General features: G+C 41.8%; 11 protein-coding genes. 8 read left to right on the forward strand and 3 right to left on the reverse strand.

The window, feature by feature from the left end; genetic code table 11:
• Positions 1 to 9 precede the first annotated feature (9 nt).
• From QNI29_RS17500 to QNI29_RS17520, 5 genes are all read left to right on the forward strand, one after another.
• Positions 10 to 1,965, forward strand: coding sequence for a PTS fructose transporter subunit IIABC (locus QNI29_RS17500; protein WP_231418975.1), 1,956 nt, complete (start codon positions 10 to 12; stop codon positions 1,963 to 1,965).
• A 55-nt stretch (positions 1,966 to 2,020) separates the two neighbouring features.
• A complete protein-coding gene (locus QNI29_RS17505) occupies positions 2,021 to 2,287 on the forward strand; it encodes a phosphocarrier protein HPr (protein WP_231418976.1) in 267 nt (88 codons plus the stop codon).
• A gap of 3 nt (positions 2,288 to 2,290) precedes the next feature.
• A complete protein-coding gene (gene ptsP / locus QNI29_RS17510) occupies positions 2,291 to 4,012 on the forward strand; it encodes a phosphoenolpyruvate--protein phosphotransferase (RefSeq protein ID WP_231418977.1) in 1,722 nt (573 codons plus the stop codon).
• A 227-nt stretch (positions 4,013 to 4,239) separates the two neighbouring features.
• Entirely contained in the window at positions 4,240 to 5,004 is a 765-nt protein-coding gene (locus tag QNI29_RS17515) for a LysM peptidoglycan-binding and 3D domain-containing protein (RefSeq protein ID WP_231418978.1), read from the forward strand.
• 353 nt (positions 5,005 to 5,357) lie between these two features.
• Positions 5,358 to 6,119 carry a LysM peptidoglycan-binding and 3D domain-containing protein gene (locus tag QNI29_RS17520; protein ID WP_231418979.1) on the forward strand — a complete coding sequence of 254 codons (762 nt, stop codon included), beginning with the start codon at positions 5,358 to 5,360 and terminating at the stop codon, positions 6,117 to 6,119.
• A 180-nt stretch (positions 6,120 to 6,299) separates the two neighbouring features.
• Here QNI29_RS17520 and coaA read toward each other — a convergent pair whose 3' ends face one another.
• Both coaA and QNI29_RS17530 read right to left on the reverse strand, forming a co-directional pair.
• Positions 6,300 to 7,235: a type I pantothenate kinase gene (coaA, locus tag QNI29_RS17525; RefSeq protein ID WP_231418980.1), complete on the reverse strand. Its 936-nt coding sequence runs from the start codon at positions 7,233 to 7,235 to the stop codon at positions 6,300 to 6,302.
• 162 nt (positions 7,236 to 7,397) lie between these two features.
• Positions 7,398 to 8,303, reverse strand: coding sequence for a TIGR01777 family oxidoreductase (locus QNI29_RS17530; RefSeq protein ID WP_231418981.1), 906 nt, complete (start codon positions 8,301 to 8,303; stop codon positions 7,398 to 7,400).
• A 106-nt stretch (positions 8,304 to 8,409) separates the two neighbouring features.
• Here QNI29_RS17530 and QNI29_RS17535 point away from each other — a divergent pair, with 106 nt between their 5' ends.
• Positions 8,410 to 9,303 (forward strand): YndJ family protein, encoded by an 894-nt coding sequence (locus tag QNI29_RS17535; protein ID WP_231418982.1) that lies wholly within the window; start codon positions 8,410 to 8,412, stop codon positions 9,301 to 9,303.
• Positions 9,304 to 9,374: 71 nt separating this feature from the next.
• On the opposite strand, the gene QNI29_RS17540 is transcribed toward QNI29_RS17535, so the two are convergent.
• Entirely contained in the window at positions 9,375 to 10,790 is a 1,416-nt protein-coding gene (locus tag QNI29_RS17540) for an alanine/glycine:cation symporter family protein (protein WP_231418983.1), read from the reverse strand.
• A gap of 618 nt (positions 10,791 to 11,408) precedes the next feature.
• On the opposite strand from QNI29_RS17540, the gene QNI29_RS17545 reads away from it, so the two are divergent.
• Together QNI29_RS17545 and ald are read left to right on the forward strand one after the other, a co-directional pair.
• Positions 11,409 to 12,647, forward strand: coding sequence for a PucR family transcriptional regulator (locus QNI29_RS17545; protein WP_231418984.1), 1,239 nt, complete (start codon positions 11,409 to 11,411; stop codon positions 12,645 to 12,647).
• Between the two features lie 122 nt (positions 12,648 to 12,769).
• A complete protein-coding gene (gene ald / locus QNI29_RS17550; RefSeq protein ID WP_231418985.1) occupies positions 12,770 to 13,897 on the forward strand; it encodes an alanine dehydrogenase in 1,128 nt (375 codons plus the stop codon).
• The last annotated feature ends 7 nt before the right edge of the window (positions 13,898 to 13,904 follow it).

A 13,904-nucleotide genomic window follows, 5' to 3' on the forward strand; every position in this document is an offset into this window, starting at 1 on the left:
GGCATCAACGTGAAAATTACAGACTTGTTAAAACAAGACACGATGATTTTAGAGCTTGAATCAAGTTCAAAAGCTGATGTCATTGACGAGCTGGTTTCGAAACTAGATGAAGCTGGCCGGTTAAATGATAAGGAAGAATTTAAGCAAGCTATCTTAGCTCGTGAAGAGCAAAGTACGACAGGAATCGGGGAAGGCGTTGCCATTCCTCACGCTAAAACAGCAGCCGTTAAAGAGCCAGCGATCGCATTCGCACGCTCACAAGAAGGCGCGGACTATGAGTCTCTAGACGGTCAACCAACGCACTTATTCTTTATGATTGCAGCTTCTGAAGGAGCGAACCAGGCTCACTTAGAAACGCTTTCAAGCCTATCATCATTATTAATGGATACTGAGTTCCGTCAAAAGCTTTTAAACGCAGAATCAAGAGACGAAATTGTTGAGCTTATTGATGCGAAAGAAAAAGCAAACAGCGACGAAGAAGAAGCGGAAGCAGAAGAAGCAGCAAATGAAAGCCAGAATCAAGATGCTTCATCTGATGAAGAGCCTTATGTTATTGCTGTTACCGCTTGTCCTACTGGTATCGCTCATACCTATATGGCCGCTGATAAGCTAAAAGAAACGGCTAAAGAAATGGGCGTCAAAATCAAAGTTGAAACGAACGGCTCTAGCGGTGTGAAGAATGCTCTAACATCACAAGATATCGAGCGTGCTAGCGGAGTCATTGTTGCAGCAGACATCGAGGTGCAAACGGACCGCTTTAAAGGAAAACCTGTTGTCATGGTTCCCGTTGCAAAAGGAATTCACGAACCGAAAGAATTAATCACCAAAGCAAAAGAAGGCGACGCTCCAACGTATCAAGGAAGCGGCCAGTCATCAAGTGAAGATGGCGAAGGAAGCGGAGAGAAAACAGGGATTTATAAGCACTTAATGAACGGTGTTTCGAATATGCTTCCATTCGTTGTTGGTGGCGGTATCTTAATTGCCTTATCGTTCTTATTCGGTATTAACGCAGCTGATCCAGAGAGTGATCAGTACAATCGCTTTGCAGAAATGCTAAGCATCATTGGTGGCGGGAAAGCCTTCTACCTACTTGTTCCTGTCCTAGCTGGTTTCATCGCTCAAAGCATTGCTGGACGTCCTGGACTTGCTCCTGGTATGGTTGGTGGTTTAATTGCCACAACTACAGGCGCTGCTGATGGTGGTTCTGGTTTCTTAGGCGGTTTACTTGCTGGTTTCTTAGCTGGTTATTTAATGCTACTGATTCAAAAAGGTTTAAAAGTATTACCAGATGTATTAGACGGATTAAAACCTGTACTTCTCTATCCTGTACTTGGTCTATTCTCAACTGGTATCCTTATGCTTCTAGTCAATCCATTCCTTGTATCCATTTATACGGCATTAAGAGATGGATTAGATAGTCTTGGTTCATTCGGAATTGTTGTCGGATTAATTATTGGTGGTATGATGGCTGTTGATATGGGTGGCCCTGTAAACAAAGCGGCTTACACATTCGGTATCGCCATGCTTGACGCTGGAAACACAATGCCAATTGCAGCTGCTATGGCTGGCGGTATGGTTCCTCCGTTAGGTCTTGCTCTAGCTACAACGTTCTTTAGAAATAAATTCTCTGCACAAGAAAGAGAAACAGGTAAAACAGCTTACGCAATGGGCGCAACGTTCATTACAGAAGGCGTAATCCCATTCGCAGCAGCTGACCCTGGACGTGTTATCCCAGCTTCTGTTGTTGGTTCGACCATTACAGGTGGACTTGTGTACTTGTTCAACCTGCACCTTCTTGCCCCTCACGGCGGTATTATCGTAATTCTTACGGGAGCGGTTAAGACTGGTGGCGAAGCCGGAAATGCTCTTCTAGGCGGTGCGTTATACATCGCAGCTGTATTAATTGGTTCAATTGTTACAGCAATTCTTGCAGGTGTCTTGAAAAAACCTGTGCAAAAAGGGTAAAGTAGAGTAATGTGTTCATATTAAAATTTATAGAAAAAGATCAGGAGGTATCTGTATGGTAGAACAAACTATGACGATCACATCAGAGGATGGCGTTCACGCACGCCCTGCCACTGTTCTAGTCCAGACGGCTGGTCAATATAAAGCTGACGTTAACTTAGAGTACAATGGTAAATCCGTTAACCTTAAATCCATTATGGGCATTATGTCTTTAGGAATCCCATCTGGCGCTGAAGTAAAAGTGACAGCAGAAGGTTCTGACGAAGAAGAAGCTCTTAATGGCGTTGCTGACGCAATGAAAAAAGAAAACCTGGGGGAATAATTCATGAGCAGCATTAAAGGTATTGCCGCTTCTAACGGTATCGCGATTGCGAAAGCCTATCGTATGGAAGCACCGGACCTTTCTTTTGAGAAGAAAGACATTGAAAGCCCTGAACAAGAAGTGGAACGTTTCCAGTCCGCTCTTGCTACATCCAAAAACGAATTAGAGAAAATCAAGGATCACGCCTTCAAAACATTAGGTGAAGAAAAAGCAGAGATCTTCTCCGCTCACCTTCTTGTCCTTAGCGATCCTGAGCTCATTCAACCAATCGAAGATAAAATTAAAACAGAAAACGTGAATGCTGAGGCGGCTCTAAACGAGACAGCTAACATGTTCATTGACCTGTTTAAAAATATGGACAACGAATACATGCGCGAACGCGCAGCAGACATCCAGGACGTAACGAAGCGTGTTATGGCGCACTTATTAAACGTAACGTTCCCTGATCCTGCACTAATTGACGAAGAAGTTGTTATTATCGCTGAAGATTTAACACCTTCTGATACAGCTCAATTAAACAAGCAATTCGTTAAAGGTTTTACAACAGATATTGGTGGACGTACATCTCACTCAGCCATCATGGCACGTTCTCTTGAGATCCCTGCTGTTGTAGGAACAAAAGAAGTAACCGCAACAATCAACAAAGATGACATGGTCATCGTTGATGGTATCGCAGGCGAAGTAATTGTTCATCCAACAGATGAGCAAATTGAAGCTTACAAGCAAAAACAAGCTCAATTCGAAGAAAAGAAAGCGGAATGGGCAAAACTTAAAGACGAACCGACTGTAACGGCTGATAATCAGCACGTTGAACTTGTTGCAAACATCGGTACGCCTGATGATGTAAATGGCGTTGTGAATAACGGCGGAGAAGGCGTTGGCCTTTATCGTACGGAGTTCTTATACATGGGCAAAAACCAACTTCCGACAGAAGAAGAACAGTTTGATGCTTACAAAGCCGTTCTTGAAGGTGTAGGTTCTGACAAGCCTGTGGTGGTTCGTACATTAGATATCGGTGGAGATAAAGAGTTAGACTATTTAGATCTTCCTGATGAAATGAACCCATTCCTTGGCTTCCGTGCCATTCGTTTATGCTTAGAGCGTGACGATATCTTCCGTACACAGTTACGCGCCCTTCTTCGCGCTAGCGTATACGGCAACCTTAAGATCATGTTCCCTATGATCGCTACTCTAGGTGAGTTCCGTCAGGCGAAAGCGATTCTTCTTGAAGAGAAAGAAAAACTTCAAAATGAAGGCACAGAAGTTTCCGAGAACATTGAAGTAGGTATGATGGTTGAGATCCCTGCCACTGCTGTAATTGCTAAGCAATTCGCAAAAGAAGTTGACTTCTTCAGTATTGGAACAAACGACTTGATCCAATACACAATGGCAGCGGACCGTATGAACGAACGCGTTTCATACCTTTACCAACCATACAACCCTGCAATCCTTAACCTAATTAACAACGTAATTGAAGCAGCTCACGCTGAAGGCAAATGGGCCGGTATGTGTGGCGAAATGGCAGGAGACGAGATTGCAATCCCAATCCTTCTTGGCTTAGGATTAGATGAGTTCTCTATGAGTGCAACATCCATCCTTCCAGCCCGCACACAGATCTTAACCCTATCTAAAGAAGAAATGGCTTCTTACAAAGAAGACATTCTTGCTATGGACACAGCTGAAGATGTTGTAGAATTCGTTAAAGAGAAAACAGGCCAAAACTAATTTCTATACACTAAAAAGGACCCTTTGAAAAGGGTCCTTTTCTTTATTTTCTTCCATTGTAAAACCTATGTAATCTCCTTGTTAGAATTGCAATCATATTGTTGTCATTCTGTTGTTGGGCTTTTCCTCAAAGGTTGTTATAGTAGTCCATAGAGTTAATTCGTTACTCAAAAATATCGCGAATTTCAACAGCATAAGGCTATTGTAATTCCTAGGAGGATAACAACATGAAAAAACTAGTACTTTCCCTAGCTGCCGTAGCAACGATTTCTGCAACAACAACCATCACAGCAAGTGCGGAAGAAGTAGTTGTCAACAGTGGTGACACGTTATGGGGAATCTCTCAGGATTACGATGTCTCCGTTGAACAGCTTAAAGAACTAAACAACTTAACAACAAATACAATTTATCCAGCACAAAGCTTACTCATAAACCGCAACAATGAAACACAAGAAGCACAACAGACATCAACTCAATCTAGTGATGTATACACGATCAAACCAGGTGACTCTCTTTGGAGAATTGGTCAGAAATTCAACGTGAGCGTCAATGAGTTAAAACAATGGAATAACTTAAGCTCGAATACGATTTATTCAGGTAATACCCTTAAAGTAGACGGAGTAAACGTAGCAACAAAAGAAGAAGCAACTGTCGCGAGCACCCAACCATCTGAACCTAAAACACAAACAGAACAAAAAGAAGCTAAAACTATCACAGTAGAATCTACAGCCTATACAGCAAACTGCGCAGGATGCTCAGGAATTACAAGCACAGGAATTAACCTTCTTGCAAACCCAGATCGCAAAGTCATTGCGGTTGATCCTGACGTAATCCCACTCGGTACAGAAGTATACGTTGAAGGGTACGGAAAAGCAGTAGCTGGTGACATCGGTAGCGCAATCCAAGGAAACAAAATTGACGTATTCATTCCAAATCGTTCTGATGCTCTAAACTGGGGCCGCAGAACAGTAGAAGTAACAATCTTAGACTAAACACCCTATAAATAAATGATACAAGCCCAAAGCTAAATGTAGCTTTGGGCTTTTTTATGTAGTCTAACAGTTTTATTTAACTTTTAGGCCAAGCCCTCTATATACTCTATACAGAACAGATCAAGCCTTGTCTAAACCAATATAAGTGTCGATTAAAAGAGTCTTTAATTATAAAAATTTCCATTATAACAAAAATGTAACATTTTTGTTATCACTGAAATCACATTGTTGTCATTCTGTTATTGGACTCTCCCCGTTCGCTTGTTATCGTGGGGCGTAGAGTTAATTCGTTACTCAATAAAGCGCGAATTTCAACAGCTTAAGGCTATTGTTATTCCTAGGAGGTTAACCAAATGAAAAAATTATTTTTATCACTAGCTGCCGTAGCAACGATCTCAACCACAACAACAATTACAGCAAATGCTGAAGAAGTAGTGGTTAATGACGGCGACACATTATGGGGAATCTCTCAGGATTACGATGTCTCCGTTGATCAGCTTAAAGATTTAAATGATTTATCATCAACTACCATTTATCCAAGCCAAAGCTTGCTTATAAATCGCAACAATGAAGCACAACAAACATCCACTCAAACGAGTGATGAATATACGGTTAAATCAGGTGACTCTCTTTGGGGAATCGCAGAGAAATTTAACGTAAGTGTGAATGAATTAAAACAATGGAATAACGTAAGCTCAATTACCATTCATTCTGGAGATACCCTTAAAGTAGACGGAGCAAACGTAGCAACGAAAGAAAAATCAACTGTCGCTAGCACACAGCCTTCAGAACCAACAACACAAGAAAAACAAGTTCAAGAGGAACAAAAGACCATTACGATGGAATCAACGGCTTATACAGCGAATTGCGCAGGCTGCTCTGGAATTACGAGCACAGGAATTAACCTTCTGGCAAACCCAGATCAGAAAGTTATAGCCGTCGACCCAAACATCATTCCACTAGGTACTGAAGTCTATGTAGAAGGATATGGAAAAGCAGTAGCTGGTGACATCGGTGGCGACATTCAAGGAAACAGAATTGATGTATTCATCCCATCTCAATCTGGCGCTCTAAACTGGGGCCGCAAAACAGTAGACGTAACCATCTTAGATTAATTCCTTTTCTCCTAAATAATAGTGAAAGCCCAAAGCTGAAAGCAGCTTTGGGCTTTTTTATGTGGGGTCTTTCGACTCTACATGGATCTATTACCTTCGAGGGTTAGGGCCCCTCCTACCTATGAATTTACATTTGAAAAAGGTGTAAAATCATTAAAACGATTTTACACCTTCTATTCGTTAGGCTTTCCGTAACATGATGGAGTCAATTAAATGATCACGATCTTTATGTAAAATAAGATCTGCACGGTTACGGGTCGGTTGAATATTTTCATGAAGATTCTTTAAGTTAATTCGGCGCCAAATATCCTCAGCCATTCCGATCGCTTCCTCATTAGATAGCCCTGAGTACTTGTGAAAGTAAGAACGCTCATCCTGAAAGGCCGTATCCCGAAGTTTCATAAAACGCTCTGTATACCACTTCAAAAGATCGTCCTCGTTTGCATCCACATAAATACTGAAATCAAAGAAATCAGAAACGTACGTCCCAGGGTCTGCTCCTCTTGTTTTAGGCGTTTGTAATACGTTCACACCTTCAACAATGACGATATCAGGCTGATCTAAAACCTGAACCTCATCAGGCAAAATGTTATACGTTAAGTGGGAATAGACAGGCGCTTCTACATCAGGTCGCCCTGATTTTAAGTCTGCTAGAACATCTATTAATTTCTTAATATCATAACTTTCAGGGAATCCTTTTCTGTTCATAATCCCCTTCTCTTCTAAAACCTCGTTTGGGTATAAAAATCCATCTGTCGTTAAGATATCAACGCTCGGATGTTCATCCCATTCTGAAAGCAGTTCACGCATTATTCTTGAAATCGTACTCTTACCAACAGCCACACTGCCTGCGACCCCAATAATAAATGGAACCTGCTTAGTTTGTTGCCCCATGAAGCGATCTGTAACGGAATGAAGTTCATGGGAAGCTTTCGTATATAAATTGAGTAACCGACTCAAAGGAAGATAAACATTTGAAACTTCCTCAATGTCGAGTTTCTCGTTAATTCCTTTAACGTTTTCGATCTGTATGGGAGACAGGGTCATCGGTACATTAGCACGAAGCTTCGCCCATTCGTTTTTCTGGAACATCCAATACGGTGAATAACTACTCATACTATTTCACATACCTTTGTCTACATATTAAGAACTGCAATATTCATAATTTACCACAGCGTCACTATTTGTACCACCACATCGAATGACGTCTGATGACTATTCCCCTCCCCCTATAACCTATCAACCCTTGATATAACAGCTTTCTACTCTCTATAAAATTTATTGCATAAGATTTGATAGCGCTTTCCTTATAGTAGGGTATTGAAAAGAAAAAGAAGAATGTAATAGCTTTGATGGAAGCACACAGCTCCCTTTCGTTACGAGCACACTCTTTTCTCCAAAAGTGCGGCGAATCATCCATTCTGAGAACGGAAACCAGTATGGTCGTCTCATAATAGAAGCTAGCGTATGGCCTAATTCATCCATTGTAACAGGGTGAGGGGCTGTTAGATTAACTGGCCCATGCATGGATTTCTCATAAATAAGGTAATCTATAATTCGCACCACATCTTCTAAATGGATCCAAGAGACAAATTGATTTCCGGTAGCAATTTTCCCACCGGCCCAAAATCGATATGGTAGGAGAGCCTTAGCTAGAAAGCCTTCTTTAGAATGAAGTACTGTGCCAATACGAGCAATAACCTTCCGAATATCAGGGTGGTTTAAGTAATGGAGTGTGTTCTCCCAGATATCACAAACTTCGCTTGGGAAACTATTAAGCAGCGAAAGACTTCGATCTGTAAACCTATCGTTCTCGGAATACCCATAATAGCCAATTGCCGAGCCTTGAATGAAGACCACTGGCTTCTCCTTTAAATGCTTTACAATTTCAATAATGCGTTTAGTCGATTCAATCCGGCTATGTAAAATGCGCTCCTTTTTCTCAGGGGTCCACCTTCCCCTTCCAATCGGCTCCCCTGCCAGGTTAATGACTACATCTATCTTTCTATGAGAGAGGTAATCGATTTCATCTCCATCCTCCGACAACCAATGGATATACTCTCTAAGTCCCTCTACTCGCGATTGCCCTCTTGTAAGGATGTAGAGGGTGTGGCCTTGCTTTTCGAAATGGTCGACCAATGCCCGTCCTATAAACCCTGTTCCCCCGCTCATTAATATGTTCAACCCCTATCCCCCTCTTCTTTCGCAATCATCACTTTTACTATAGAATCGATATGAGGTGATTCCTATTCTTGAGAAAAAACGCTCTATCTTTGGCGCCACGACTTTCGTGATCTTCGTCATCTTACAGCTTCTATTTAAAGAAATTCACACCGAACAATATGTACAAATGCTTCTTGTATTCGCTTATGGCACACTGATCCCCTTAACGCTCTCTCTAGCCAAAACGGAGTATACAAAACTTTATCAGACGTTACTGACAGTCCATCCAATCAGTTTCATTCTGGCGTGCATTAGTTTCTGGATCGATCGGGGCATTGTCTCTTTTATCCTATCACTTCCGTGGTTTGGATTCACAGCATTGATTGCTCTTTACGGACTCTCATCCCTTGTAAAAACCAGAGCTTGGGAGACGATGCCTAAAATGTTAGTCCATGCAGGTCTATTATATATTGTTATAGGTGGAGGTTGGCTTTCCTTACATCGATTAAATGTAGACGTGTTACATTTTCAGGACATCTTAATTTTGTTAACGTCGATTCATTTTCATTATGCTGCTTTTGTTACGATTATAGCGTTTGGGTTAATGGGAAACTTTATCCGCCCCTCGCAATCCATTGTGAGAAGGATTTACAACGGTCTTGGCGCGTTTTTATTAGTAGGGCCGATCTTTGTAGCGATCGGGATAACTTTTTCGCCTGTGTCGCCTCTAATTGAATTTTTGTCTGTTGTAGAATTCGTGGTACCGATTGCTTTATTTGCTATTCTTAGCTTAGTTTTTATCGTACCAAACGTAAAGAGTTCGAAAGCCAGGACGTTCATGACCGTCGCTTTCTTCTCCCTTTTTGTATCCATGAGTTTTGCTTTCTTGTATGGATACGGTCATATCAGCGAAATATCGGTATTAGATATCCCTTTAATGGTATTCGTGCACGGATTCGTGAATAGTTTTGGATTTTCATTATGTATGATTCTTGCCTTGTGGCATGAAAATCAGGTATAAAAAATAACCTGCCTTGTGGCAGGTTATTTTTGTATGCTTACGAGTTTCCTAGATTTCTGATCCATGTTTCGTCAGCTGGCTTTTCGGTAAGCATTCCGATTCTTATGCAAGTAATCATTAAAGTACGAATTGGTTTCTCGCACAATAACTTTATATAGAAGCAATAATGCGATTAAGTTCGGTATCATCATAAGCGCATTCGCCATATTTGCAAATGCCCATACAAGATCAAGTTGCATGACAGCCCCCATAAAGGTAGCGCCAATATAAATGAAACGGTATGGAATGATGTAGCGAAGACCTAATAGGTATTCGAAACATTTCTCTCCGTACATGTACCAGCCCACAATGGTAGAGAAGCCGAAGAAGATAACGGAGAAGGCTACAATATATTCCCCTACTGTCCCAAGAGCATGTCCAAAGGCTGCACTTGTTAAAGCTCCTCCATCAAGATCAGCAGCGTGCTGCACTCCTGATATCGCACCACCTGACGGGTCCCAGAACCCTGTCATAATAAGAACAAGTCCTGTCATCGTACATACGATAATGGTTACAATAAACGTTCCTGTCATGGCTACAAGCGCTTGTTTAACAGGGTGATCCGTTTTCGCATTTCCTGCGATTAAAGCGGCTGTACCAAGACCTGCTTCATTAGAGAAGATACCTCGTGATACACCACTACGGACCGCTTCCATTACGACTACCCCGGCAAAACCACCTGCTGCTGATACAGGACTAAATGCATAATTGAAGATCATTTCAAACGCAGGTAAGACCGCATCATAATTCATAATAATAATAAGTAAAGAACCGCCAATATAAAGAAAGGCCATAACAGGCACGAAGAATCCGGCCACTGTACTAATTCTCTGAATGCCTCCGAAAATAATAAGACCAGTTAGTACAGCAAGCACCGCTCCTGTCACCCAACCGTTAATATGAAAGCTTTCATCCATCACATCAGAAATGGTATTCGATTGAACACTGTTCCCAATCCCTAGTGCAGCAAAGGCACCAAAGAAAGCAAAGGCAATAGCAAGCCCTTTCCATTTCTTACCTAGCCCTCGTTCTACATAATACATAGGCCCGCCGGAGTATTCTCCGTTCTCATTTTTAACCCGGTATTTCATAGCAAGCAAGGCTTCCGCATATTTTGTTGCCATTCCTAGTAATCCTACAATCCACATCCAAAAGATAGCACCTGGTCCCCCAAGTGTTAACGCAGTGGCTACACCGGCGATATTCCCGTTCCCAATTGTAGCCGACAACGCCGTCATCAGTGTTTTAAAGTTGCTGATATCTCCTTCAGCATCGGATGAAGATTCCGACTTTTCTTCTTTCGTAAAAGCCAGTTTAAATGCATACATTAGCTTCCTAAACTGTAATCCTCTTAACATAATGGTTAAGAATAACCCTGTCCCAAATAAGAGAATTAAGCTAGGTGTTCCCCATAGTACATCGTTGATTCGATTTAATACGTCTAACATGATTTACCCCCTGCTCTCGATGTATCTTGTTGTGAGTTTTGGGTTTTAACATTCTCCCATTATATACTTTATCACTCATTTTTGAAGAGATATTTGTGAAATCGTAAAATTTTAAGCGCTTTCAATTGTTGAAAACAACAAACGGATTGAGTAAGCTTTAGGAAATACCACAAATTCTTATAGATTTTCCTCACTGGTGTGCCTTAAAATGTACCAGGGAGACTTTCGTATTTATTAAAACACCACCGAAAATCAGAAGAAAGAAAACATGCTAAATCAACACTCTTCTGAGTTGTGGATTCTCTGCTATGCTCAAGTAATGGGGCCGTTATACTAATTTAGCCAGGGGTGTCTGGGGAACGGGGAGACTCCTGCGGGAGAAAGAGGTAGACGAGACCCCGGAGCGAACAAAGTGAGCGAGGAGGCTCGACAAGAGGAGGTTCGACTAAAATCGTCACATCCTGTGACAACGTCGAACGACCCCACGTCGTGTGGGGCCCCGCGGAAAGCGAGTCGTTCCCCAGACACCCCAAGCGCCTAACAAACATTACAGCCCCCTCCTCAAAAAGCATCGCAAGACCAGATACAGAGCTTAAACAGAAAGAAGGTGAGGTTGCCATGGGAACATATACCGGGAGCCAAGATCCATTTAAAGGACCATTCCGCTCGTTAGAAGAACTGGCCGATCGTATTAGCGATCTATTGCACTGCCCAGTTACGATAGAAGATTCGAATCATCGCATTTTGGCATACAGCACTCACGATGAGAACGTCGATCCTGCCAGAATCGCAACCATTATGAGGAGAAAAGTTCCGGAGAACGTCATCAAGACATTATGGAAGAACGGGGTCATCCCTCAGCTATTTGAAAGCGAAGAACCGGTTATTATTCCAGCTATTGAAGAAGTCGGTTTAGGGAAGCGTGTAGCCATATCCGTACGTAAAAACAACGAAATTCTCGGCTTTATTTGGGCTCAAGTTCACTGGGACGTAACGGATGAAGAACTCGACCTTTTTAAGAGGGCAGCCAAAGTCGTTAAAAATCAAATGTTACAACTTCAAATCAAAAAACGTAAATCAGAAGAAGATCATAAAGAGTTCTTCTGGCAATTACTGACCGACCACCTGACGGATCTTGAAACGATTCAGAGCCAGGCAAGGAAATATCATATTCAGTTAGAAGGACCTTTGGCTATTGTCGTCTTTGAATTTGAGGAGGATATCCATCAATCATTGGAACGACATATCCATTACTATATCGAAGCTTCAAGACAAGTAGGAATCGTATGCAGCGCGATCGATTCGAACCAACTCATCTTACTTGTTCGCCCACACTCTAGTGAGGCACCTGGGAAAGAAATCAATGATTTTGTTAGCGCCTTTGTAGAGAAAATACAAGACAGGGTTAACGTTGAGTTCTTAAAAGGAGCAGCGGGCACGTTGTACAAGAACCCCGTCCGTATACAAGATAGTTATAAAGAAGCCTTACACGTCTTATCCATTAAAGATCGTTTCTCTCATGAAGTTGAAGGAATCTATAGTTACCAGGATCTAGGGATCTATCAGTTTATTGATTCTTTATATGAGAAGCGCATTCGTGATCATTACACAAATCAATACATCGAAACCCTTCGCGCCTATGACGAGAAACACCGGACAGAATTACTGGAGACCGTAAGTGAATTTTTGCGATGTGATAGTAACGTAAACGAAGCAGCAAAGGCTTTGCATATTCATTCCAACACGTTGAATTATCGTTTAAAACGAATTGCTAACTTAACAGGATTTAATTTTAAAGATCCAAACCAAAAAATAACATTGTACCTGGATTTGATGATTGAACGCCTGAAACAATAAGGGCCTTGTTGATTTCTACAAAAGATGATTCTGACTTTCTCTCTTTTACACAATGCAATCCGTTCATTCCCCATCTATAATCGGAATTACAAAATCGATTACAAACAAAGGGGATGAGGGAATTGTTCATCGGAATTCCAAAAGAGATAAAAAACAATGAAAATCGTGTAGCGATCACACCAGCAGGGGTACTAAACTTGGTGAAAGCAGGCCATAGCGTATTCGTTGAAACAACTGCCGGTATTGGAAGCGGTTTCGAAGATCAGGATTACAGAGACGCAGGAGCCACCATTGTCAATTCAGCAGCAGAAGCATGGGAAAAAGAAATGGTGATGAAAGTAAAAGAACCACTACCATCTGAATACGGCTATTTCCGTGAAGGCTTAATTCTATTCACATACCTGCACCTTGCAGCTGAGCCAGAACTAGCGAAAGCCCTAACAGAAAAAGGCGTTATTTCTCTTGCGTATGAAACAGTTGAAACCAACCGTACGCTTCCACTTCTAACACCAATGAGTGAAGTAGCGGGTCGCATGTCAGCGCAAATCGGTGCTCAGTTCCTTGAAAAACCAAAAGGCGGACTTGGCATTCTTCTAGGTGGAGTACCTGGAGTGAAACGCGGTAAAGTTACGATCATCGGTGGTGGTGTAGTCGGTACAAACGCAGCTAAAATTGCCATTGGACTTGGCGCAGATGTAACCATGATCGACCTTAGCCCAGAGCGACTTCGCCAGCTGGATGATATCTTCGGAAACGAAATCAACACATTAATGTCCAATCCTTTAAATATCGCAGAAGCGGTAAAAGAATCTGACCTTGTCATTGGCGCTGTTCTTATTCCTGGAGCGAAAGCACCAAAACTTGTCACAGAAGACATGGTCAAAGAAATGAAACAAGGTTCTGTTCTAGTAGATGTTGCGATTGACCAGGGCGGTATTATTGAAACAGTTGATCATATTACAACACACGATGATCCTACGTATGTGAAACACGGCGTCGTTCATTATGCAGTTGCGAATATGCCAGGTGCTGTCCCTCGTACATCGACAATTGCTTTAACGAATGTTACGATTCCTTATGCATTACAAATCGCAAATAAAGGCGTTTCAAAAGCAATTGAAGACAATCCGGCGCTAGAAAAAGGATTAAACACAGCAAATGGTCATGTCACATATGAAGCTGTAGCCAGAGACCTTGGCTATGCGTTTACTCCTTCTCATGATGCATTAAACGCTGTATACTCAAACTAATCAACTT

The sequence above is a fragment of the Pontibacillus chungwhensis genome (assembly GCF_030166655.1).
In the GTDB taxonomy this organism is placed as follows: Bacteria; Bacillota; Bacilli; order Bacillales; family BH030062; genus Pontibacillus.